This window comes from Streptomyces melanosporofaciens (assembly GCF_900105695.1).
Lineage (GTDB): Bacteria > Actinomycetota > Actinomycetes > Streptomycetales > Streptomycetaceae > Streptomyces > Streptomyces antimycoticus.
In genome coordinates this window covers 3,183,949-3,206,038 of sequence record NZ_FNST01000002.1, presented here as the reverse complement: position 1 = coordinate 3,206,038, position 22,090 = coordinate 3,183,949, and the positions used below count along the sequence as shown (strand labels likewise).

General features: G+C 71.2%; 19 protein-coding genes and 2 tRNA genes. 14 read left to right on the top strand and 7 right to left on the bottom strand.

The window, feature by feature from the left end:
• The first annotated feature begins 13 nt into the window (after positions 1-13).
• From BLV72_RS16225 to BLV72_RS16210, 4 genes are read left to right on the top strand one after another with little or no spacing between them, the layout of a single operon-like run.
• Positions 14-199: a hypothetical protein gene (locus BLV72_RS16225; protein ID WP_093463059.1), complete on the top strand. Its 186-nt coding sequence runs from the start codon at positions 14-16 to the stop codon at positions 197-199.
• Positions 192-1,553 (top strand): replication initiator protein RepSA, encoded by a 1,362-nt coding sequence (gene repSA, locus BLV72_RS16220; protein ID WP_208905642.1) that lies wholly within the window; start codon positions 192-194, stop codon positions 1,551-1,553. The genes BLV72_RS16225 and repSA overlap by 8 nt, the downstream gene beginning before the upstream one ends.
• Positions 1,554-1,555: 2 nt before the next feature.
• Entirely contained in the window at positions 1,556-1,765 is a 210-nt protein-coding gene (locus tag BLV72_RS16215) for a helix-turn-helix domain-containing protein (protein WP_093470380.1), read from the top strand.
• Positions 1,765-2,871, top strand: coding sequence for a tyrosine-type recombinase/integrase (locus BLV72_RS16210; RefSeq protein ID WP_093463056.1), 1,107 nt, complete (start codon positions 1,765-1,767; stop codon positions 2,869-2,871). Before BLV72_RS16215 ends, BLV72_RS16210 begins: the two co-directional genes overlap by 1 nt.
• Positions 2,872-3,153: 282 nt before the next feature.
• Here BLV72_RS16210 and BLV72_RS16205 read toward each other — a convergent pair whose 3' ends face one another.
• Together BLV72_RS16205 and BLV72_RS16200 are read right to left on the bottom strand one after the other, a co-directional pair.
• On the bottom strand, positions 3,154-3,498 hold the full coding sequence (locus BLV72_RS16205) for a hypothetical protein (protein ID WP_143059778.1): 345 nt from the start codon (positions 3,496-3,498) through the stop codon (positions 3,154-3,156).
• A gap of 507 nt (positions 3,499-4,005) precedes the next feature.
• Entirely contained in the window at positions 4,006-4,719 is a 714-nt protein-coding gene (locus BLV72_RS16200; RefSeq protein ID WP_093463055.1) for a hypothetical protein, read from the bottom strand.
• A 418-nt stretch (positions 4,720-5,137) separates the two neighbouring features.
• On the opposite strand from BLV72_RS16200, the gene BLV72_RS16195 reads away from it, so the two are divergent.
• Positions 5,138-5,470: a helix-turn-helix domain-containing protein gene (locus tag BLV72_RS16195; RefSeq protein WP_244320785.1), complete on the top strand. Its 333-nt coding sequence runs from the start codon at positions 5,138-5,140 to the stop codon at positions 5,468-5,470.
• Between the two features lie 54 nt (positions 5,471-5,524).
• On the opposite strand, the gene BLV72_RS16190 is transcribed toward BLV72_RS16195, so the two are convergent.
• Positions 5,525-6,322 (bottom strand): hypothetical protein, encoded by a 798-nt coding sequence (locus BLV72_RS16190; protein ID WP_093463053.1) that lies wholly within the window; start codon positions 6,320-6,322, stop codon positions 5,525-5,527.
• 370 nt (positions 6,323-6,692) lie between these two features.
• Complete coding sequence (locus tag BLV72_RS16185) at positions 6,693-7,715, bottom strand: bifunctional DNA primase/polymerase (protein WP_093463052.1); 1,023 nt, start codon at positions 7,713-7,715, stop codon at positions 6,693-6,695.
• Positions 7,716-8,456: 741 nt separating this feature from the next.
• Here BLV72_RS16185 and BLV72_RS16180 point away from each other — a divergent pair.
• The 6 genes from BLV72_RS16180 (at position 8,457) to BLV72_RS16155 (ending at position 14,766) form a co-directional block, all read left to right on the top strand.
• The gene (locus BLV72_RS16180; RefSeq protein ID WP_208905641.1) at positions 8,457-9,446 is read left to right on the top strand and encodes a bifunctional MaoC family dehydratase N-terminal/OB-fold nucleic acid binding domain-containing protein; all 990 of its coding nucleotides are present in this window, start codon (positions 8,457-8,459) and stop codon (positions 9,444-9,446) included.
• 86 nt (positions 9,447-9,532) lie between these two features.
• A complete protein-coding gene (locus BLV72_RS16175) occupies positions 9,533-10,009 on the top strand; it encodes a MaoC family dehydratase (RefSeq protein WP_093463050.1) in 477 nt (158 codons plus the stop codon).
• Complete coding sequence (locus BLV72_RS16170) at positions 10,006-11,172, top strand: lipid-transfer protein (protein WP_093463048.1); 1,167 nt, start codon at positions 10,006-10,008, stop codon at positions 11,170-11,172. Before BLV72_RS16175 ends, BLV72_RS16170 begins: the two co-directional genes overlap by 4 nt.
• A gap of 53 nt (positions 11,173-11,225) precedes the next feature.
• Complete coding sequence (locus BLV72_RS16165; protein WP_093463046.1) at positions 11,226-12,113, top strand: DUF1906 domain-containing protein; 888 nt, start codon at positions 11,226-11,228, stop codon at positions 12,111-12,113.
• A 285-nt stretch (positions 12,114-12,398) separates the two neighbouring features.
• Positions 12,399-12,929 (top strand): SigE family RNA polymerase sigma factor, encoded by a 531-nt coding sequence (locus BLV72_RS16160; RefSeq protein WP_078642344.1) that lies wholly within the window; start codon positions 12,399-12,401, stop codon positions 12,927-12,929.
• Between the two features lie 178 nt (positions 12,930-13,107).
• On the top strand, positions 13,108-14,766 hold the full coding sequence (locus BLV72_RS16155; RefSeq protein WP_093463044.1) for a long-chain fatty acid--CoA ligase: 1,659 nt from the start codon (positions 13,108-13,110) through the stop codon (positions 14,764-14,766).
• Positions 14,767-14,997: 231 nt separating this feature from the next.
• Here BLV72_RS16155 and BLV72_RS16150 read toward each other — a convergent pair whose 3' ends face one another.
• Together BLV72_RS16150 and BLV72_RS16145 are read right to left on the bottom strand one after the other, a co-directional pair.
• Entirely contained in the window at positions 14,998-19,446 is a 4,449-nt protein-coding gene (locus BLV72_RS16150; RefSeq protein WP_107417418.1) for a hybrid sensor histidine kinase/response regulator, read from the bottom strand.
• 213 nt (positions 19,447-19,659) lie between these two features.
• Positions 19,660-20,109: an SSI family serine proteinase inhibitor gene (locus BLV72_RS16145; RefSeq protein ID WP_093463042.1), complete on the bottom strand. Its 450-nt coding sequence runs from the start codon at positions 20,107-20,109 to the stop codon at positions 19,660-19,662.
• 322 nt (positions 20,110-20,431) lie between these two features.
• Between BLV72_RS16145 and BLV72_RS16140 the strand changes: the two genes are divergently transcribed.
• Positions 20,432-20,522, top strand: a tRNA-Ser gene (locus tag BLV72_RS16140).
• A gap of 422 nt (positions 20,523-20,944) precedes the next feature.
• Positions 20,945-21,017: transfer RNA gene (locus tag BLV72_RS16135), tRNA-Arg, on the top strand.
• 110 nt (positions 21,018-21,127) lie between these two features.
• On the opposite strand, the gene BLV72_RS16130 is transcribed toward BLV72_RS16135, so the two are convergent.
• Positions 21,128-21,571, bottom strand: coding sequence for a hypothetical protein (locus tag BLV72_RS16130; RefSeq protein WP_244320784.1), 444 nt, complete (start codon positions 21,569-21,571; stop codon positions 21,128-21,130).
• Between the two features lie 181 nt (positions 21,572-21,752).
• Between BLV72_RS16130 and BLV72_RS16125 the strand changes: the two genes are divergently transcribed.
• On the top strand, positions 21,753-22,025 hold the full coding sequence (locus tag BLV72_RS16125) for a hypothetical protein (protein ID WP_093463039.1): 273 nt from the start codon (positions 21,753-21,755) through the stop codon (positions 22,023-22,025).
• Positions 22,026-22,090 lie beyond the last annotated feature (65 nt).

The window sequence follows — 22,090 nt, the reverse complement described above, 5'->3', positions numbered from 1 at the left end:
AGGAAGTCCCAGCATGACGCAGCGCACCAGCCCGACGCCCCGCAGTTGCTCGAGCTGCGACGGCTTCGCCTCCGCCGCCATCACCACCGGCGGACGCAACCACCGCGGACACCTCCACACCATCACCGCCGACTGCCCGGCCTGCCACGGCACCGGCACCTGCACCACCCGCCGCAATCGGGAGGGCGCCCGTGTCTGACCTGCTCGACCCGACCACCCTCGGTGACCTGCTGAGGGTGGCTTCGGCCTCCGACTACACCCGCTGGGAAGACCAGATACGCCGCACCGGCGGCTGCGCCGACCCCGTCCACCTGCGCGGCTGGGTGACCCACAAGGACAAGACCACCGGCGCCACGCTGCACCACTACACCACCGCTGACGAGCCTGGCGGACGCCTCCGCGTCGCCTGCGGCAACCGCCGTGCCTCCCGCTGCCCGGCCTGCGCCTGGACCTACGCGGGCGACACCTACCACCTCATCCGCGCGGGCCTGGCCGGTGACGACCGCCGAGACATCCGTGCCACCGTTCGCGACCACCCCCGCGTCTTCGCCACCCTTACCGCCCCCTCCTTCGGCCCGGTCCACAACCGCCCCGACCGTGGCGCCTGCCGCTGCGGCACCCACCACGCTCCAGACGCACCGGAGCTGGGCACCGCCCTCGATCCGGCCACCTACGACTACGCGGGCGCCGTGCTGTTCAACAACCACGCGGGACAGCTCTGGCAGCGCTTCACCAACCGCCTACGCCGTGAGATCGCCGCCCGTGCCGGCATCACCCAGAGAGAGCTGAAGGAGCGCGCCCGCCTCTCGTACGGCAAGGTCGCCGAGTTCCAGAAGCGCGGTGCCATCCACTTCCACGCCGTCATCCGCCTCGACGGACCCGATGGACCCAACACACCACCGCCGTCCTGGGCCACCGTGCAGCTCCTCACCGATGCCATCCGCGCCGCTGCCACGCACGCCTACACCTCTGTCTCACTTCCGGCCGCCGAGGACCAGCCCGCACGTACCTTCCGCTGGGGTGCCCAGCTCGACGTCCGGCCCGTGAAGGCGTTCGGGGACGGCTCGGACATCACCGAACAGGCCGTCGCCTCCTACGTTGCCAAGTACGCCACCAAGGCCGCCGAGACCACCGGCACCCTGGACCGCCGCATCGGCGAACTCTCCGAACTCGACCGTCACCAGGTCCCCGACCACACCCGTCGCCTGATCGAAGCGTGCAAGCGGCTCGACCCGCTCTACCCCGACCGGCGCCTGTGGGCCTGGGCGCACATGCTCGGCTTCCGGGGCCACTTCTCCTCCAAGTCCCGCCGCTACTCCACCACCCTGGGCGCCCTGCGCCAGGCACGCGCCGACTACCGGGCCGCCCAGGAGACCGCTGCCCTCGGCCTGGAGGACGTTGAGCCGGACACCGTTCTCGTCTTGGCCGACTGGCAGTACGCCGGACACGGCCACACCCCCGGCGAATCTGCCCTCGCCGCCACCATCCACCGCGGCCTGCAACTCAACCGCGAGACAGCTCGTGAGGCCCTGGCGAACGAGGGGGAGTGGTGACCATGGACCGACTCCTCACCGTGTACGAGGTCGCGGAGCTGCTCGGTACGGGCGTCCGCTTCCCCCGCCGCCTCATCGAGGAACGCCGCATCACCTTCGTCAAGGTCGGTCGGCACGTCCGCATACCTGAAAGCGCCGTAGAAGCGTTCGTGGGCGCCAACACCGTGGAGCCGATCACCCTGCGGTCTACAGGGCTCAGGGGGGCTGCCTGATGGCTGGCAAGCGCAAGTCCCGCCGGGACTTCGGACGCGTCCGCAAGCTGCCCTCCGGCCGGTTTCAAGCTCGGTATCCGGGACCTGACGGCGTCCTGCGTCCGGCAGATCGCACCTTCGCGACGTCGACGGATGCTGACCGCTGGCTGATGCGGAAGCGCATCGAGATCGAAGAGGGCCGCTGGCTCGATCCTGCTGAGGGGCAGACGACCGTGCGCGACTGGGCGGCCCGCTGGCTCGCTGCCGTCTCGCCGCAGCTCAAGCACAAGACTCAAGCGTCGTACCGGTCGCTGATCAACTCGCTGATCAATCCGGCGCTCGGGGACCGCGAGCTGTCGACCCTCCGGCCGATCACGATCGCTGAGTGGGTCGGCGCGATGAAGACCAAGGGGCTCAGCGCTTCGCGTATCCGGCAGGCGTACCGGGTCCTGTCGCAGATCATGCGGGCGGCTGTCGACAACGACATGATCTCGCAGACGCCGTGCCGGGGCGTGAAGCTGCCTCGGATGCCGCAGACCGAGCCGCACATCCTCACGCCGCTCGAAGCCTCCCGGATCGTACGGAGTGCCGACAAGCCGCATGACTTGTTGATCGCGCTCCTCGCGTACGCGGGACTGCGCGTCGGCGAGGCGTTCGCCCTCCGCCGCGTGGACATCGACGTGCCCGGCGGCTTCGTCCTGGTCGATGAGAACCTGGCGGAGGCCAATGGCGTCTTGGTCTTCGACACGCCGAAGTCTCATCAAAAGCGGCTCCTGCGAGTCGGCCCGTCGCTCGCGAAGCGGCTCGGTCGGCACCTGGAGAACCTGCCCGGCGGAGATGACGCGCTCCTGTTCACGACACCCGGAGGCAAGCCGCTCCGCTACAACCAGTGGCGCAAGGCGTACTTCGATCCCGCTGTGTCGGCGGCCGGGCTGACCGACGTGACCCCACACGATTTGCGGGCCTCACACGGCACGTGGGTCGCCGACCGGTACGGCGTCATGACCGCCGCTCACCGGCTCGGCCACTCGAACGCGAGCGTGACCACCCGGCACTACGCCCGACCGGTCGCCGGACGCGATGACCAGGTGGCCGCTGCCGCAGACGAATGGTTGGACGAGACGTGAGGCTGCGGAAAACCGGCTGTCGGGCTGCTGGCATCGGGCTAGGCTGCTGCTGCCCCGGGTGCTGACCAATTTGGGGACATGGGCCGGTGATCTTGCTGTCCGCTCCTGCCGCTGGCAGGGCCGCCGCAGTGCGGGGGATCACCGGTTCCGATGTGCACCGCAGCATGACAGCCCGACCTCGGAGAGTACGTGCACGTAGATGATGTCGTCGGGAGGCCATCCGAACTCTGCCCCACGGCAGTTACGAAGCCGGGCCCGAGCAGCGCGGTCCTCCGCGGTTGATCATCGCTCGGCGTCCCCTTGCGGATCGCTGTCGCTCTCCCCGACTCCGTACTCCGCACGGAGCTGTGCCACCCGCTTGTCCTCCGTTCCGCGCCCCGCCACCAGGCCGGATATCAGCGCGGCGCCCCCACCGAGGACGAGTGCTGAGGCCGCTGTCAGCACGGCGCGGAGTGCGGTCGACAGCTGGTGGTGCGCCGACAGCTTCCATCCGATGTACGCGCCGACGCCCAGACCGCAAACGCCCCACACGACGGCGACACAGCCAGTTGCCTGCCGTGCTGTGTGCTTTTCCGCAACTGCGGGCCCGAAGATGTACTTGCCGGATGGGGCAGGAGGTTCAGTCATGCTGATTGCTCACCACTCGTACTCGTCGTTCCAGGGCGGTATTGGCCACCGAACCCCACTGCTCCTGCTGTGATCAGGGACAGAACTATCGCCGTACCCAACTCATCGACTCACACACCCACATAGGACGGGACTCCTGGCTCAGCGGGCACGACCCCGCCCCTGGGGCACGTAGCGGGCACGACGATGATGACGACGGCTCCGCTGGGGCGCTCGTACCCCTCTGACCTGCGGCAGAGCGAGCGGCCTGCATGATCGCCGAGAGATCTTGAAAACCGTCGTGGCAGCGATGTCATCGAGGGTTCAAATCCCTCAGCCTCCGCGCAGGTCAGCGACGGGTGCCCCTGCTTCAGGGGCACCCCTTCTGCGTGTCCGCTGTCTCACGCTGTGCCGCCGGAATCCCACCGTTGACCAGCGCGTGTGGGCCAGGCGTGGGCCAGAATCCGGGCGTGGTTCCCGGCGCCTTGTGGGGCTCTCCAGGGGAGTGCCTCAGCGAATCGCCGCAGCTCACATATTCAGGCTTGCTTGGCGTAGAACGTTCGGCGTGGACACGTGGCCGTCGCGTAGGACTGAAGCCTCCACGAGTACGGCGACATCGGCGGTGAGCGAGCGGTCGGCGCCTTTGTCCGTCAGCCAACGGGCGGCGGCCACCGTGCCGTAGGTGGACCAGCCGCCGAGGAGCACGACACGCCTGCTCGGGTTGAGCGGGTGCGACGCCCGGACGACATAACCGCAGTCCCGCGTGACCACGCCATCAGCGACTTCCCCCTGGTAGGCGGTGCCCTCCCAGGTGATCTCTCCTCCACCCAGCCGGAAGGGCAGCGACTCCCCCATGGCGGTGAGGAGGCGGCGGGCAACCTCGTTGTTCTTCGGCCCGCCGAGGACAAGCAGGTCGTGCTCCATCTCATGGCCCGGCACGTGGGCTGACAGCCGGACCTTCTCCAGATCCAGGTCCCGGTAGGCGTGGGTAAGGGAGGGGATCAGCAGGGACAGGGCTCGGACCTGTCCCAGACCGGCGACAGGGCGTTGGTAGCGACCTGTGTCTATGTAGCCGGTGTCCAGAGCGACGGAGAGTTGGCTCGCATCCGAAAATCGCCATGTGCGGCGCGCGGGCAGCCGTCTGATGACGAACCAACGCACCAGCCCACCAATGCCGGTGAGCACAGCGGCAATCACGGCGCTGAGAATCTGCGAGCCCACGGCCCCCGCGATGCTGCCCATGCCCTTCGCCCCCTCGGCCCTCCGCAGACCCTAACGTCGCTCCTCGTCGTCGTCCTTCAAGGCGGTCGGCTCGCGCGGGCCGCGTGCTGGCGGCCCGTGACGACCCGCCGGCTCCTGTCCGCCGCCCCGCTCAGCGGCCATCTGCACCCGGGGTCCTGATCAGGGACTCTCGACCGGACGACATCGTTGGCCGGTCGAGCCAGGGGGGGCGTCGGCGGCCCTGGCCGTGGGCGGCGTTGGATCTGGCCGAAAAGCTATGGGTGGGGCGTTGGTGCAGGTCAGGGCCGGGGGAAGGGGTGGGTGGGGGCGGGCTGGGTGGCGGGGGTGGGGGATGTGGGCTTTTAGTTGTAGCTAAAGGTGGGATCCTGTCGCTGAGGGGTGTGAAGCCCAACGGTCGGCACCATGCGCTGGGAGAGTGATGAGTGTGCCGTGGAAAGGCAAGGGTTCGAAGGGGGAGGCCGCGGACTGTGCGGGGGCGCGGCTGGCGCGTCAGGCCACCGTGGAGGTCGCGGGATTGCTGGGGAAGCGCGACATGAGCCGTGCTGACCTCGCCCGGCTCATGGACGTCAGTCCGGGGCGGGTGAGCCAAATACTCTCCGGGGACGAGAATCTGACGCTGCGGAGTCTCGCTGCCGTGGCCGAGGCCCTGGATCTGGACATCAAGATCAGTTTTGTGGAGCCCAAGGAGGAAGGGGCTCGTCGGACGCGGGGGTTGGGCGATGGGTCCGATGCCTTTGTCTACGCTCCCTGAGCGTCGCTGACGGACGGTGTGGTCTGCGGCGGCGTCGTGTCGGGGCGCGTCGTGTCAGGGGTGCGGGGTGCCTGTCGTGGCTAGGGGGCGCGCCGCCAGGGCCTCGTCCCGGAGCCGTGTGAGTTCGCGGTCGCCGCTCCGCTTGCCGGTGCGGTAGCCGAATTCCAGCATGCGCGCGCAGGCGTCCGTGGCCATTGCCAGGGCCTGACGGCGGTCCTCCGCCTCCTCCCGGGTCGGGGTGTGCAGCTCCGGCGGGAACTCCTGGACCTCCCGCTGCCGGCACCTCGCCTCGATATCGGCCTCGACCTTGGTCGCGTCGTCCAGGAGTTGGTCCACCTCCTCGTACAAGGTGTTGATCGTCGTCCTGTCCTTGGCCGCGGCGGCGCAGCCGCGCAGGTGGCGCCGGGCCTCGAAGGCGAACATGCGCAGTTGGGCCACGTTCTCGAAGTCGCGGACCAGCCGGTGGCAGTGGATGTACATGTCGTGGACCAGCCGTCGCTCCAGCTCGCTCAGCAGCACCGCGATGCCCAGCGTGATCACGGCGACGAAGGGTGGCGTGGACTGCTGGTTCTGCTGCTGACGGACGCGAGGCGCCAGGGCCCCGCCCGCGGCGGCAGCGGCCACGGCGGGTGGCACGTCGGCGGCGTGCGGCAGCAGCAGGGCGATGGTGAGCAGGGCCGCCGCGCAGCTGCAGGCGATGATGCCGCAGCACAGCGCCGCGGACCTTACGGTTCCCAGCAGGCGGCCCTTGTCGGAGAAGCGGTGGACCAGCGAGATCCAGGTGACCAGTGCGCAGACGCCAATGGGTAACGCGACGTCCGCGAACCACCCCTGTGCGTAGAGCTCGTGCAATGCTCCCCCTGCTCGCGCCTTGGTACCGGTGCGCCGGAGGCGGTCGGACGGTCACCGGTCGGTCGGCCGCCAGTCACCGATCACCGATCACCGGTCACCGGTCACGGGGAGAGCGGGAATCCCTTCACGGTCCGCCTCGGGGCGGAAGCACCGGCGAACGGGCATGGTTCCTGCGCCGCCTGGTCACCGCGCCGTGCGGTCCCTGCGCCTTTCGGTTCCTGTACGGAGCGCCTCGTCGCGTGGTCACGATAGTGCTCCTCGATCACGTAACGCACGGCTCACCGTCCGTATACCGCCGGATCGCGCCGCCTCTGGCGTCCTGGCGTACGGCTGCCGCCACTGCTCCGTTCATCCGGCCCGGGCGTATGCCTCAGGCCCACGCGTCCGGGGGCTGGAGGTGGCGGGCGGCGCTGCGGGCCGCGGAGGCGACGGTGGCGCGGGCCTCGCGCGGGGCCAGACCGGTGTCGAGCGCGGCCTCGATCAGGGCAGGGGCCACCTCCGGCCCGGCGCCCGTCTCGTAGGCGCGGCAGGCGGCCCAGAACAGGCGGACGTTGCGCTGGCCCTCCCGTGAGGCACGGACGAACCGTACGAGCCCCTCCAGGGCCGCGGGATGCGGCCCGGGGGACGGCGGGCCTGGGCGGTACGAGCGGTGCGGGGCCGGGCGCGGGGGCGTGAGCAGGCGCAGCAGGGCGGCCGGGGCGGGCGCCGGGGCCCAGGCGGGGGAGCCCGGCGCGAGGCGGTAGCTGCCGTGCGAGCCGTATGAGCCGGGGCCGACCAGATAGCCGCCCAGCCCGCGGATGTCGATGCCGGGGGCCAGGCGTCCGGCGGAGTTGGGGACGGCGAGGCCGGGCGGGCCGCACAACCAGAGATGGCGTCCGCCGCTCGGGGTGAGCACGGTGACCGTAGGGGGGATGGCGAAGGCGTGCTCGCGGGCCAGCCGGGCGAGGGCGGCGAGACCGTCCGCGGCCAAATCATCCGTGCTGTCCGTGCCGCCGGTGCCGTCCTTACCGCTTGCACCGGGCTTCCTGGTCCCGGCCCGGCCGTCCGTGGCGCTCGCTCCCCCGGTTCCTCGGGGTCTTCCCGGGCTTCCGCCTTTGAGATCGAGGTCGAGGCCGATGAGGTGGTAGGGGGCGCGTCCGCAGGCGATGCCGTAGCCGGTGGCCCAGGGGGCCGCGGCGAACAGGGCGCGGATCGCCTCGGGGTCCGCCGACGCGTCATGGACTCCATGGCCCGGCCGGCCGCATTCGCCGCGGCACGGCAGAGGCGCGGGGTCGTGGTGGTGAGGGGAGCGCACGGCGGGCAGCTTCGCGCGGGTCAGCGGGATCACGCGGAAGCCGTGGGCCGCGGCGGTCAGGGCGTGGGCAAGAACATGGGCGAGTGCGGGATTCGCCATGTGACCCATTTTCGGACAAGTGTTCGGTAATGGGAAGGGGGTCCGGCATGTCGCCGAGGATGGCCGAAACTATGCGGAACCGGTTCCCTCGTAAGGCCCAGCCCGCGGCGGGACGGGGTGGCGTGCCCCGTGCCGGCGCAGAGCCGCACCCGCCGCACCCGGCGCACCCGCCGCACCCGCTGCACCCGCTGCACCCGCTGCACCCGCCGCACCCGGCGCATCGGCGCGATGCGGGGAGCGAGGGTGTGTCGGGCGTTTAAAACAGGTTCATCATGCTTGCGGGGTAATTCCCCTGGCCCGTGCGCATCGTCCGGGAATCGGTGGGCAACTCTGCTTCCGCGACACTTCCCGAGCGTCGGAGGATCGGAGGAATCGAGATGGCGGACACAAGGACGGGCTCCGTCCGCACCTTCACCGCACCGCCGTTCTCCGTGTCCAGGGCGGGGCGCGGCTCCTGGGCTCTGGCCCGATCGCATGGGGGCAGGTCGCCGCCATCGCGGGTGCCCGCAAGGGAGCGCAGGGGTGGGGCAATGTCCGATCGATCCGAGTGAGCTGTGGTGATTCATTGAGCGAACGGGACGGGTGAGGTCGTGCGGTCGCGCGGTGGCGTATCGACGCCATCGCGCGATCGTGCGTGGTGGCCTTGCGGTGAAGCGGCCTGGTTCGGTGTTCTTGACGGCGCCGACGCACCTGACGGATAGTCAGATTGCTTTCTACGGCAGACATGCGGCAGGGGCAGCGATGACGCGCGATGAGCTGCACGACCTGGATGAATTGAATGCGCTGGATGAGCTGTACGGACGGCTGAGAGCGTACGAGGGGCGCACGGCCGCGAGCGGTGGCGCGGGCAAGGACCCCGTCAACGAGCCCATGATCAGGCACTGGTGCGAGGCGATGGGCGACACCAGCCCCGCCTATCCGGGCATCGCCCCGCCGACCATGCTGCAGGCGTGGACGATGGGCGGACTGGCCGGGCACCTCGGCGGTTCGGCCCGCTCCGAGGCGTACGACGAGCTGCTGGCGTTGCTCGACGACGCGGGCTGCGGCTCGGTGGTCGCCACCGACTGCGAGCAGGAGTACGTGCGTCCGCTGCGCCCCGGCGACGAGATCACCTTCGACGCGGTCATCGAGTCGGTGTCGCCGCGCAAGACCACCAAGCTGGGCACCGGATACTTCGTCACCACCCGGATGAACGTCCGTACGGGGGAGGGGGAGCTGGCCGGTACCCACCGCTTCCGCATCCTCAAGTACGCACCCGCGCGGTCGAAGGCGGAGCTGGAACGGGAGCCGGAGCCCACACGGGAGCGGGAGTCGGAGCGGGCGGCCGACCGCCCCCGTCGCCCTCGCCCCGTCGTCAACCGCGACAACGCGGGCTTCTGGGAGGGCGTCGCCCGGCATCGGCTGCTCATCCAGCGCTGCCTGGACTGCGCCGCCCCGCGCTTCCCCTGGCTGCCGGGGTGTGGGGCGTGCGGTTCCCAGCGGTGGGAGGCGGTCGAGGCGTCCGGCGCGGGCGCGGTGTTCAGCTATGTGGTCATGCACCATCCGCCCTTCCCCGCCTTCGACCCGCCCTACGCGGTGGGCCTGATCGAGCTCGCGGAAGGGGTGCGGATGGTCTGCGGCATCACCGGAGTGCCGTACGACAAGGTGCGCATCGGGATGCCCGTCGAGCTGGAGTTCCTGCGCGTGGACGAGGAGCTGGAGCTGCCCGTGTTCCGGGGCGCCGAGGCATGAGGGACGGACGAGGCGAACAACCCTCCGGCGGACCCTCCGGTGGACCGGGTGGACCTGACGGGCGGTACGGACGAGGAGGCGGCCCCATGACGGTGCGTACGGGCGATGAGCTGCCCCCGCTGCGTATCCCGATCACCCGGACCCTGATCGTCGCCGGCGCCCTCGCCTCCCGGGACTACCAGGATGTGCACCACGATGCCGAGGCGGCCAAGGAGAAGGGTTCCCCGGACATCTTCATGAACATCCTCACCACGAATGGGCTGGTCGGCCGGTACATCACCGATCACTTCGGGCCGCGGGCCCGCCTCCGTAAGGTCGCCATCCGGCTCGGGGCGCCCAACTACCCGGGCGATGAGATGGTGTTGACCGGCCAGGTCACCGCGGTCGCGGAGGGTACGGCGGAGGTCGCCGTCACCGGCAGGAACGGCATCGGCCACCACGTGACCGGCAAGGTCACCGTGCAGCTCCCCACCGACGCCCCGGGAACCGGTGACGCCCGTAAGAGGACCACCGACAGCCCGGCGATCACCGACACCCCCACCACCCCGGACACCCCCCGATGAGCGCCCGTAAGGCGGATACGCTGGGCGGCCGGGCCGCCGTCGTCGGCATCGGCGCCACCGAGTTCTCCAAGGACTCGGGCCGCAGCGAGCTGAAGCTGGCGGTCGAGGCCGTCCAGGCGGCCCTGGACGACGCGGGCCTCACCCCGGCCGATGTGGACGGGCTGGTCACCTTCACCATGGACACCAGCCCCGAGATCACCGTGGCGCAGGCGTGCGGCATTGGCGATCTCACCTTCTTCTCACGCGTCCACTACGGCGGGGGCGCGGCCTGCGCCACCGTGCAGCAGGCCGCGCTCGCCGTCGCGACCGGCGTCGCCGAGGTCGTCGTCTGCTACCGCGCGTTCAACGAGCGCTCCGGGCGCCGCTTCGGCTCGGGCGTACAGCACCGCGAGCCGTCCGCGGAGGGCGCCGCGCTCGGCTGGTCGCTGCCCTTCGGGCTGCTGACCCCGGCCTCGTGGGTCGCCATGGCCGCCCAGCGCTATCTGTACGCCTATGGGCTGACGCCCGAGGTTTTCGGCCATGTGGCCGTCACCGACCGCCGCCACGCGGCCACCAACCCGGCCGCGTACTTCCACGGCAAGCCGATCACCCTCGCCGATCACGCCGCCTCCCGCTGGATCGTCGAGCCGCTGCGGCTGCTCGACTGCTGTCAGGAGACGGACGGCGGCCAGGCGCTCGTGGTCACCAGCGTGGAGCGGGCGCGCGACCTGCCGCGTCCGCCCGCCGTGATCACGGCCGCGGCGCAGGGCGCGGGCCGCGGCCAGGAGCAGATGACGAGCTTCTACCGCGACGACCTGACGGGCCTTCCCGAGATGGGGGTGGTCGCCCGGCAGTTGTGGCGCGGCAGCGGGCTGACCCCGGCCGACGTCGACGTGGCCATCCTCTACGACCACTTCACGCCCTTCGTACTGATGCAGCTCGAGGAGTTCGGCTTCTGCGGGCGCGGGGAGGCGGCCGGATTCGTCGCCGAGGACGCGCTGCCGCTCAATACCCACGGCGGTCAGCTCGGTGAGGCGTATCTGCACGGGATGAACGGGATCGCCGAGGCCGTCCGCCAGATCCGCGGCAGCTCCGTCAATCAGGTGCCGGGGGCCGCCCGCGCCCTGGTCACCGCGGGCACCGGGGTACCGACATCCGGGCTTCTCCTCGGCGCAGACGGCTGAACCGCGCGCGTGTCGGCGGTATCGGGCCGCCGAGGTCCACCTTCACTCGTCATATGACCCGAAGAGAGCAGAGCAGGCCCAGCAGGACCCTCAGGCCCAGCAGGCAGAGCAGATGGCAGGTCACGGGCTGGACCGCAGGTCTGGCCGCGGCGCTGGCCACCGCGGTCGCCGGTGCCACCCCCGCCGCCTCGGCGGAGGTCCTGCCCGACCCCCGCCCCCTGGGCGCCAAGGTCTTCCAGGGCTGGGCCTTCGACACCTGCCACGCGCCGTCCCTCGCCACCCTGCGCGCGTGGAACAGCTCCCGCTACCGCGCCGTCGGCGTCTACTACGGCGGCCGCGGCCGGGCCTGTGCGAGCCAGCCCAATCTCACCGTCTCCTGGATGCGCGGCGTCAAGAGCATGAAGTGGCGGGTGCTGCCCATCTTCGTCGGATCCCAGGCCCCCTGCGTCCGCAGCGCCAACAAGAAGCATGTGCCGATCGGCAGCAAGCCCTTCTCCCAGGGGCGCGCGGAGGGCAAGGACGCGGTCGCGCGCGCCAAGGCGCTCTCCCTGAAGAAGCGCAGCGCGCTCTACCTCGACATGGAGGCGTACGACCTGACGAAGACGAGCTGCGCCGCCAAGACGCTCTCCTTCATCCGCGGCTGGAACCGCGAGGTCCGCTCGCGCGGCTTCTTCCCCGGCTTCTACAGCAGCGCCGAGTCCGGGGTGCGCCATCTGGAGCAGGCCCGCCGGGCCGGGGTCCACGACCTGCCCTCCGCCATGTGGTTCGCGCGCTGGAAGGGGAAGCCGTCGCTGTACGGTGAGCCGACGCTGGCCAAGAGCGCGTGGAATCCGCACCGCCGCATCCACCAGTACAAGGGCAACGTCGATGTGACGCACGGCGGCCGGAAGCTGCGCATCGATCGCAACAAGGTGGACGCACCGGTCGCGATCATCAAGTGACCCACCGCCACCGGCCTCCGTCCGGGACACCCTTGGATCCCCGGCGGCGTCCTCGGAGGCATTCTCGGAGGGGGCCTCGGAGGCATCGCCGGGGAATCCTGGGGAACTCTCCCCGAGAGCCTTCGGGGACGCTCTCGGGGAACCGTCGGGAGGAACCCTGACCCTCGGCTCACCCCCTCCCCCCGGAGGAGGTGGTGCCAGCCCCACCCGTACAACCTGAGGCTGATCCCTCTTCGGCACTTATGGCCGATCCGCTCCGACCTGCCCGGCTCCTAGCGTTGAGCCATGACCACGACCGTGTGCACAGGCGTATCCGCCGCCGCGTTCCCGTCGTTCACTTCGTATGTACGGGCGCGGGGGCCGGTGCTGTTGCGCACCGCCCGCTCGCTGACCTCCAACGTGTGCGACGCCGAGGATCTGCTGCAAACCGCGCTGACCAAGACGTACCTGGCGTGGGAGCGTATCGAGGACCACAACGCGCTGGACGGCTATGTGCGGCGTGCCCTGGTCAACACCCGGACCTCGCAGTGGCGCAAGCGCAAGATCGACGAATTCGCCTGCGAGGAGCTGCCCGAGCCCGAGACGGTGCCCGCCCCGGACCCCGCCGAACGGCAGGTCGTCCGCGACGCGCTGTGGCGGGCCGTACTGCGGCTGCCGGACCGCCAGCGGGCGATGGTCGTCCTCAGGTACTACGAGGACCTGAGCGAGGCGCAGACGGCGGAGGTACTCGGGGTGTCCGTCGGCACCGTCAAGAGCGCGGTCTCGCGCGCCCTCGGCAAGCTCCGCGAGGACCCGGAACTCGGCTACGCGGCGTGATCGGCCGCGCGCCGCTCGACGGGGGCTGACCGGGGGGACCGCCCCTGGGGCCGGCAGGGGGACCGACGGGTGATCGAGGGGGTGATCGACGGGGTCCGGGGGTAGTGACATACCGAGCGGTCGGCTGCAGAATCGGCGGAACCTCAGCCCGCGCGTAACCGGAACCCTGGAGGCCCCGGTGCTCAGCACGATGCAGGACGTACCGCTGACCGTGACCCGCATCCTCGTGCACGGGGCATTCGTGCATGGCCGTACGGCCCATGTGACCACCTGGACCGGTGAGGACGAGCCCCGGCGCCGCAGCTTCCACGAGGTGGGCAAGCGGTCGATCCAGTTGGCGAACGCGTTGCGCGATGAGCTCGGGGTGGAGCCGGGGCAGGCCGTGGCCACTTTGATGTGGAACAACGGTGAGCATCTGGAGGCGTATCTCGCGGTCCCCTCCATGGGCGCCGTGCTGCACACCCTCAACCTCCGGCTGCCCACCGAGCAGCTCGGCTGGATCGTGAACCACGCAGCCGATCGCGTGATCATCGTCAACGGCTCGGTGCTCCCGCTGCTCGCCCCGCTCCTCCCCGGCCTCACCACCGTGAAGCACATCGTGGTCGCGGGGCCCGGCGACAGTTCCGTCCTGGACGGCTGCACCGCCCGGGTCCATGACTACGAGGAGCTGATCGAGGGGCGGCCGCGGCACTACGCCTGGCCGGAGATCGACGAGCGGCAGGCCGCCGCGCTCTGCTACACCTCGGGGACGACCGGCGACCCCAAGGGCGTGGCCTACAGCCACCGCTCCATCTATCTGCACTCGATGCAGGTCAACACAGCCGAATCGTTCGGGATGTCCGGTGCCGACACCCTGCTGCCGGTGGTGCCCATGTTCCACGCCAACGCATGGGGCACCGCGCATGCCGCCTTCATGGCGGGCGCCTCGATACTCATGCCCGACCGCTTCCTCCAGCCCGAGCCGCTCGCCGAGATGATCGAGCGCGAACGTCCCACCGTCGCGGCCGCCGTCCCCACCGTCTGGCAGGGGCTGCTCGCCGAACTCGACGCCAGGCCGCGGGAGGTGAGCTGTCTGCGGGACGTCTTCATCGGCGGCTCGGCCTGCCCGCCCTCCCTGATGAAGGCGTACGAGGAGCGCCACGGCATCCACGTCGTCCATGCATGGGGCATGACGGAGACCTCTCCGCTCGGCTCCGTGGCCCATCCGCCGGGCGGGCTCTCGGTGGAGGACGCCTGGCCGTACCGGCTGTCGCAGGGCCGCTTCCCGACGTCCGTCGAGTGCCGGTTGATCTCGGCGGACGGCGAAGTCGTGCCGTGGGACGGGAAGACGCCGGGTGAGCTGGAGGTACGCGGGCCGTGGATCGCGGGCGCGTACTACGGAGGGGCGGACGGCGAGCCGTTCCGCCCCGAGGACAAGTTCACCGAGGACGGCTGGCTGAAGACCGGCGACGTCGGCACCATCAGCCCCGACTGCTATCTGACGCTGACCGACCGGGCCAAGGACGTCATCAAGTCGGGCGGCGAGTGGATCTCCTCGGTCGAGCTGGAGAACCAGCTGATGGGCCATCCGGAGGTCGCGGAGGCGGCGGTGGTGGCCGTGCCGGACGAGAAGTGGGGAGAGCGGCCGCTGGCCACGGTGGTGCTGACGGAGGGCGCCACGGTCGACTACGAGGGGCTGCGGGCCTTCCTCGCCGAACGGGTGGCGCGCTGGCAGCTGCCGGAGCGCTGGGCGCTGATCCCGGCGGTGCCGAAGACGAGCGTGGGGAAGTTCAACAAGAAGGTGATCCGCAAGCAGTACGCGGACGGGGAACTGGATGTGACCACGTTGGGCTTGTGATCACGCGGGGACTGGGCTGAGGAACGCCCGGAGCGGGGGCGCGGGCCGAGCGGGCCCGCGCCCCCGTCGGTCGGTGAAGTGGTCACCCGGTCACCGTAAGGAGGCGAGTGTCTCCTTACGGGCGGCACGCCACCGTAAGGGTCGGCGGGCGTCCGCTGATGGGGCGCGCGTCACCGTAAGGACAGCAGGCGTGCCCTTACGGGCGGCACGCCACCGTAAGGGCCGCGCGCGTCAGTTGGTGCCGATCTTCGCCAGCAGGTCCACGATCCGCGACTGCACCTCCGCGCTCGTCGAGCGCTCCGCGAGGAACAGCACCGTTTCGCCCGAGGCCAGCCGCGACAGATGCGCCGGATCGATGTCCGCGGAGGTGTAGACGACCAGCGGGGTGCGGTTGAGCAGTCCGTTGCCGCGCAGCCAGTCGACGATCCCGGCCCGGCGGCGGCGTACCTGCATCAGGTCCATCACCACCAGATTCGGCCGCATCTGCCCCGCGAGCGAGACCGCGTCCGCGTCCGTCGCCGCGCGGGCGACCTGCATCCCGCGACGCTCGAGCGTCGCCGTAAGGGCCGCCGCGATCGGCTCGTGCTCCTCGATCAGCAGAACGCGCGACGGATGCTGCTCGCTGTCGCGCGGGGCGAGCGCCTTGAACAGGACGGCCGGGTCGGCGCCGTACGCCGCCTCCCGTGTCGCCTGGCCGAGCCCCGCGGTCACCAGCACCGGCACCTCGGCGGCGACCGCGGCCGTACGCAGCGACTGCAGCGCGGTCCGGGTGATCGGCCCGGTCAGCGGATCGACGAAGAGCGCCGCCGGGTACGCGGCGATCTGCGCGTCGACCTCCTCACGGGAGTTCACGATCACCGGACGGTAGCCGCGGTCGCTCAGCGCCTGCTGGGTGGACATGTCCGGCGCGGGCCACACGAGGAGGCGGCGCGGGTTGTCCAGCGGCTCGGGGGGCAGTTCGTCGTCGGGCGGCGGGGTGCGGTCGTCGACGATCTCGACGGCGCCGTTGGGCCCGTCCAGGGGCTCCGGCCCCTCGGCGCCCTCGTCCGGCGCGCCGATGGCGAACGCCCGGCCCGAACTCTGCGACGCACTCGCCGCACGCTGCTGCGGCGCCCCCGGCCCGGGCTGGGGGCGGGGCTGCGCGCCGGTCGGTGCCCCGGGGTGCGGTTGCGAACGGCTGCCGGCCGGCTGCAGTTCGGCCGAGGTGCCCTGGTCCGCCATCTCGGGCCGGGCGGCCAGCTTGCGCCGCCTCCCGGAGCCCAAGCTGGTGCCTCCCGAGGGCGTCTGGGGCTGGCCCTGCTGCGGGCGTCCCTGCGGCTGGCCTTGCGGCGCCTGGCCCTGGGGGTGCTCCCCCACCTGCTGGGCGAACGGCACCCCTTGACCCAAGGTGCGCACGCTGATCGCGCGCCCTTGGGCGGCGTCGGCGTTCGGCGGAGCCTCGGCGGGCAGCGGCTGCGGACGGGGCTGCGTGGGCGCGTCCGGCCACTGCGTCGGCTGCTGGGCCGGCGGCTGCTGGCCCGGTGGGTGCCCGCTCGCCTCCGTGGGATGCGGGCCACCAGGGCCATCTAGGGGCGGACCAACCGGATTACCCGGACCGCCCGGGCCACCCTGCGTCGCCTCCGGCTGCTCCTCGGCCAGCGGCCGCCGGGCGCGGCGACGTCCGGTGGGCGGGACCTCCTGCGGCTGGCCGCCGCCGGTGTCCTGACCCCAGTTGGGCTGCTGTTCCTCGGGCGTACGGGCGGCGGGCAGCGCGGGCACGCCCGATCCGGCGGGCTGAGCCGCGCCGGAGCCCTGGGCCTGCGGCCGGGGCCGACGCGGGTCCTGGCCCTGGGCCTGACCGGGGCCGGACGGCCAGCCCCCGGGCCGTGCGGCGCCGTTGGGGGGTACGGGCTCGCCTCGTACGGCCAGACCCCCGCCCTGCTGCGGCTGAGGTGCGCCGCCCCGCGCCTCACGGGCGCCGTGCTGCGCGGGGACGAGCCCGGCCGGGCCGAGCTCCGGCGGCAGCGCGCCGGGCTGCGCCCGGTCGGCGGCGGCCGGGGGCAGCGCGAAGGGAGAGCGGACGAGACCGGACTCCCCCGCGGGCTGCGGCTGGGCCTGCTGCGGCTGAGGTTGGGGCTGCGCCTGGCCCTGGGCCTGGGGCTGCGCCTGGTCGGGCGCCGGCAGCTCCGGCGCCTCGGCCAGCGTGCGGCGGGCGCGGCGACGTCCGGTGGGCGGGACTTCCTCTGGCCGGCCTGCGCCGGTGTCCTGGCCCCAGTTGGGCTGCTGTTCCTCGGGCGTACGGGCGGCGGGCAGCGCGGGCATGCCCGATGCGACCGGCTGGGCGGGCTGTTGGGGCGTGTCGGAGGCGGCCGCGGGCAGGGCGAGGGCGGGCCTGCCGTTCGCGCCCTGGGCCGGGGCACCGGCGGCCTGAGGGCCACCCTGTTCCTGCGCCGGGGCGCCGCGCCGGGCGCGGCGGCCCTGGGGCTGCTGCTGGGCCGGAATGCCCTGAGGCGGCACAACGCCCATGGCGGCCGCGCCCGTCGGCTGCGGACCGGTGGCCGCGGCCGCCGCCTCGTCGGGGTGGGGGCGCGCCCTGCGCCGCCCGGTGGGCCGTGGGGTGTCCGCGGTCTGGGCGGCGGCCTGCTGCTGGGCCGCGCTGTCCTCGCCGACGACCGCGGGTAGTGCGGTGGGCGCGCCCGGGGCGCCCTGCTGAGCGGGGGTGCGCGGGTCGGCCGTACGGGGATCGGCCGTATGCGGGTCGGCCTTACGGAGGTTGGGCGGCGGCGTACCGCCCTGTGTGCCGTTGCCCTGCGTACCGCCGCCGCTGGTGTCGCCCGGCGTGCCGCTGGGGGCCGCGCCGTGGCGGGCGCGGCGTCCGGTCGGGGTCTGGCCGGTGGCGTTGCCGCCCGCGGTGCCCGTACCCGCACCCGTCCCCGCCCCGGCGCCCGTACCCGCGCCGGAGGTGCCCTGTCCCTGCGTACCGTCGCCGTGCCCGGCGGCGTCGCCGTTCGCGCGCTCCTGCTCGGCCGCGGCCGCCGCCGAGATCGGCACCTCCAGGACATAGGCGTGCCCGCCCATGCCCGGCATCTCATGGGTCTGGAGCACGCCCCCGTGCCGGCGCACGATCCCGCGCACGATCGGCTCGTGCACCGGGTCGCCGCCCGCGTACGGTCCGCGGACCTCGATCCGTACGACATCGCCGCGCTGCGCCGCCGCGACCACGATCGTCGAGTCGCTCGCCGCGCTGCCCGCCGCGGTGTTGCCGGTGGAGTCGACCCCGGCCACGTCCGCGATCAGATGGGCGAGCGCCTGGGCGAGCCGCTCCGGGTCCACCTCGGCGTCGATCGGCGGCGCGTGCACGGCGAACTGCGCGCGCCCCGGGCCGATCAGCTCGACCGCGCCCTCCACACTGGCCGATACGACCTCGTCCATCGAGACCGTACGGCGGGCCAGCTCCTCGCTGTGCGCGTCGAGCCGCTGATAGCTCAGGACGTTGTCGACGAGCGTGGTCATCCGGGTGTAGCCGGCGGCGAGGTGGTGCAGGATCTGGTTGGCCTCGGGCCACAGCTGCCCGGCCGGGTCGTCGGCGAGCACACCGAGTTCGCCGCGCAGTTGCAGCAGCGGTCCGCGCAGCGACTGGTCCAGCACGGCGAGCAGCTGGCTGTTCCGGGCGGTCACGGACTCCAGCTGTGCCGTGTACCGCGCGCGCTCCTCCGCGAGCTGCGTCCGCAGCTCCTCCACGGTCTTCGTGTGCTGGGCGGTGAGGTTCTCCAGCTCCTCGGCGTGCTGGGCGGTGAGGCTCTCCACCTTCTCCGTGTGCTCGGTGGTGAGGCTCTCGACCTCCTCCGTGTGCCGGGTCGTGAGGCTCTCCACCTCCTCGGCGTGCTGGGCCGCCATGGCCTTCTCGGCACGCCGGTCGGTGAAGGTCATCACCGCGCCCACGAGTTGCTCGCCGTCGCGGACGGGCGCGGTGGTCAGATCGACCGGCACCTCGCTGCCGTCCTTCGCCCACAGCACCTGGCCGCGCACCCGGTGCTTGCGGCCGGAGCGCAGGGAGTCGGCGAGGGGTGATTCCTCATACGGGAACGGGGAACCGTCCGGGTGCGAGTGGTGTACAAGAGAGTGAAGCTCCTGACCGCCCATGTCGCTGGCCCGGTAGCCGAGGATCTGCGCGGCGGACGGGTTGACGAGGACCACCTTGCCCTCGGTGTCCACGCCGACCACGCCCTCCGCCGCCGCGCGCAGGATCATCTCGGTCTGGCGCTGCTGACGGGCGAGTTCGGCCTCGGTGTCGAGCGTCCCGGTCAGGTCGCGCACGATGAGCATCAGCAGCTCATCGCCGGTGTAGCTGTACTGATCGGCGTAAGGAGTCCGCCCGTCCTCCAGATTCGCGCTGGTCACCTCGACGGGAATCTGCGCCCCGTCGGTGCGCCGGGCCATCATCCGGGTCGGCTTGATGCCGTCCCGCTGTGCCGACTCGGGGCGCCGCATCGACCCGGGAATGCGATTGGGATCGAAGGAGGGGAGCAGATCGAGCAGACCACGGCCGACCAGGGCGGTGCCCGGAGCCTCGAAGGCCTCCAGCGCGATGTGGTTGGCGTTGACGATCGTGCCGTTGCAGTTGACGAGCAACAGCGCGTCCGGGAGGGCGTCGAGTATCGCTGCGAGGCGAGCAGCGCCTCGGGATGGCCTGCTGCTCACGACGACGCTTCCTCCCTGACTACTGCATCTTGCTGACACTCGCGGTCATTCTGCCGTCCCGTCTGCGGAGTGTCTCTAGGGGAGTCTACGGCCACCGAAGCCGGACGTGACGGCGGATGAGAGGGAGGTCGCAGCACGACGTACGCGTCTCGACGCACGCCCGGACAAACTTCTCCGTGCTCTCCTCTTCTCACTCCCGCCCCAATCCGCAGGTCAGCTCCCAGGCGTGCGCAAAACGACGGAGAACCGATTCCATCGGGCGATTTCACACCCGTTGGTGCGGTTGAACCAGGCGTTGACGGGACGCCCCGCCCACTGACCCGTCACCCGAGCCGTGGCCGGCCCCCCGTACTGCCCGGTGCACATCGCATCGGGCGACACCGGTGCGAACGGATCCCGGCCCCATACGGTCTGCGAGTCCAGCTGCGCACACGCGGCCCGGGCCCGGGGGTGCGTACCCCCGGTCGGATGGCAGCTCAGCACAAAGGTCGAGGCGTCGTCGGGCTCACCGTTCTGGCTGACGGTGATCACGAGCCGGTCGGCGCTCTCCCCGTCGAACGGCAGGGGCAGCGGCAGCGGCGTGGCCCCGGCGGGGGCCAGCGTGCCCGCCGTGGCGGCGGTCGTCAGAGCGGCGGTGACGACGAGGCGGTGCAGCAGGGGCATCGGGACACTCCTGGAGTGATCAGACGGGGCGCGCTGCCCCTGCCCCGTCTAACGCGCCGCCGCCGCGCGCGTTGCGCCGCCATAAGGGCTGCGCTCGGCCGTCGGGGCTGTGCTCCGCCGGTAAGGGCTGTGCTCCGCCGAAGGGGGACTGCCGCTCCGCCGTAAGGGCTGCACTCCGGCATTGGGGCTGCTCCCGGGCGTTAGGGCTTTGCGATGGGCCCCGCCCGCCGAGTACCGTAGTCCGCGATTGGTGACATCCCGCTGGGCTATGACATCATCTGCACACACCACATCGCGCTCGCGCGAGCGAAACCGATGTGCTGGAGGCTTCGCCTAGTCTGGTCTATGGCGCCGCACTGCTAATGCGGTTTGGGCCCTAAAGCCCATCGAGGGTTCAAATCCCTCAGCCTCCGCTCTCTGATCAGGGAGTTCGTGCCTATGGCGCGGGCTCCCTGTGTCGTTTCCGCGGCCTGCCGCCAATGATCACGGAAGCGGACCCGGCGCGACGGCGCCCGCCCGCGCTCCCCTTACTACGGCGACGGTGACCGCGACTCCGGGCGACCGCGGCCCCATGGTCCTGCAACCCCGGACTCTCACCGAGGCGACGCGGAGCGACTGCTCTGTAGCCTTCCGTGACGCCAGCCGCCACGCCTCAACCGCCCCGCGACGCGAAGGCCCGCTCCCCGATGTCTCGCGACGCTCGCTTCGGCAGCCCCTGAAAACGGAGTTTTCGCAGGTCAGCGGGGGTGTGGGAAACGGATTTCGCCTGGCGGCAGAGGTCATGTAATGTTGTCCCCGCAACGCCGACCGGCAAGAAAAACCGCCGGGAAGCCAAGCGCTCGTAGCTTAACGGATAGAGCACTTGACTACGGATCAAGAGGTTGCAGGTTCGAATCCTGCCGAGCGCGCACCAGCTCAGAGGCCCCTTCCAATCACGGAAGGGGCCTCTTGCGTATGCGGTGACAGCAACCGCCGGGGGACGCTCAGGGCAGGGGCCGGTGAGTCGGCCGCTGGGCGATCACTCTTCTGGTGCGGTGGGGCGGAACAGCGCCAGGAGGCCGCCAAGCAGAGTGAACGCGAGTAGGAACAGTTCCGTTTCCACCCTGCTGACGCCGCCCTCGGTCATCTGAGTCCCGAGAATGATCCACGCCGCCGATCCCATGGTCACCAGCAGCTGATTGTCGCGCTCCCGCAGCAGCCGCATCCCTGACCACAGCAGCAACGGCACCAGTGTCAACCAGGCGAATGTGGCCAGAGCCCCTTCGACGAACCCTGTGCCGATGCCCCCGTCCGGGTTGGCATGTCGCGCCTCCGACTCCCACCGCTCGGCGGATTCCCACACCCAGCACGTCCCGTGGGCGGCGGCTGCCGAGACGACGATCCCCTTTAACCAGCGGCATGACCTGCTGCTCATCATGGCTTTACCATGCACAGCACAGTTCTCGCGCACCTGAGTACTCATACTCAAAGGGGGCCAGAAGGTGCAGAGAAGGGGGCCTGACGACCACCGCTCCCCGCCTGCTTGAAGCTGCTGAGGGCGGGGGCCGCTGGTGTCCCTCCACGACTGCCGCCCCCGCGGAGCCGTTGAGGGGCTAGGCGTACGCGGTGTGGGGGACCGCTACGCCGGTAGGGGAGGACTGACCATGGCACGGACCGAGTACTACGACGACCGGGACGCACCCGAGCCGAACAGCCTGGTGGTCGCCGCCTCCGCCGTCGTCACCGACGAGGAAGGCCGCATCCTCCTCCGTCTGCTTTACCGCCGGGTGGTTGGTGGGCAACTCGCGATCTCGGACGACTCCACCGAACTGCGGTTCGTGCCTGAGGGAGAGTTGGACAAGTTGCCCATGCACCACACACAACGTCTCCGACTGCACCACTTTCTTGAGGAGCGCGAGCAGCCGGACTTGGGCTGAGAATTGTGTGGGCAACATCGGGCCTTCGGTCAAAGTCGATGTTTTCCCAGGTCAGCGGGTGTGGC

Bases quoted from the DNA above. Each gene is read 5' to 3' on its own strand.
- BLV72_RS16160 (WP_078642344.1), top strand. From the start codon at position 12,399: ATGACCACGACCGTGTGCACAGGCGTATCCGCCGCCGCGTTCCCGTCG.
- BLV72_RS16200 (WP_093463055.1), bottom strand. From the start codon at position 4,719: ATGGGCAGCATCGCGGGGGCCGTGGGCTCGCAGATTCTCAGCGCCGTG.
- BLV72_RS16195 (WP_244320785.1), top strand. From the start codon at position 5,138: ATGAGTGTGCCGTGGAAAGGCAAGGGTTCGAAGGGGGAGGCCGCGGAC.
- BLV72_RS16145 (WP_093463042.1), bottom strand. From the start codon at position 20,109: ATGCCCCTGCTGCACCGCCTCGTCGTCACCGCCGCTCTGACGACCGCC.
- BLV72_RS16175 (WP_093463050.1), top strand. From the start codon at position 9,533: ATGACGGTGCGTACGGGCGATGAGCTGCCCCCGCTGCGTATCCCGATC.
- BLV72_RS16215 (WP_093470380.1), top strand. From the start codon at position 1,556: ATGGACCGACTCCTCACCGTGTACGAGGTCGCGGAGCTGCTCGGTACG.
- BLV72_RS16225 (WP_093463059.1), top strand. From the start codon at position 14: ATGACGCAGCGCACCAGCCCGACGCCCCGCAGTTGCTCGAGCTGCGAC.
- BLV72_RS16130 (WP_244320784.1), bottom strand. From the start codon at position 21,571: ATGAGTACTCAGGTGCGCGAGAACTGTGCTGTGCATGGTAAAGCCATG.
- BLV72_RS16170 (WP_093463048.1), top strand. From the start codon at position 10,006: ATGAGCGCCCGTAAGGCGGATACGCTGGGCGGCCGGGCCGCCGTCGTC.
- BLV72_RS16165 (WP_093463046.1), top strand. From the start codon at position 11,226: ATGACCCGAAGAGAGCAGAGCAGGCCCAGCAGGACCCTCAGGCCCAGC.
- BLV72_RS16180 (WP_208905641.1), top strand. From the start codon at position 8,457: ATGACGCGCGATGAGCTGCACGACCTGGATGAATTGAATGCGCTGGAT.
- BLV72_RS16205 (WP_143059778.1), bottom strand. From the start codon at position 3,498: ATGACTGAACCTCCTGCCCCATCCGGCAAGTACATCTTCGGGCCCGCA.
- BLV72_RS16125 (WP_093463039.1), top strand. From the start codon at position 21,753: ATGGCACGGACCGAGTACTACGACGACCGGGACGCACCCGAGCCGAAC.
- BLV72_RS16210 (WP_093463056.1), top strand. From the start codon at position 1,765: ATGGCTGGCAAGCGCAAGTCCCGCCGGGACTTCGGACGCGTCCGCAAG.
- BLV72_RS16185 (WP_093463052.1), bottom strand. From the start codon at position 7,715: ATGGCGAATCCCGCACTCGCCCATGTTCTTGCCCACGCCCTGACCGCC.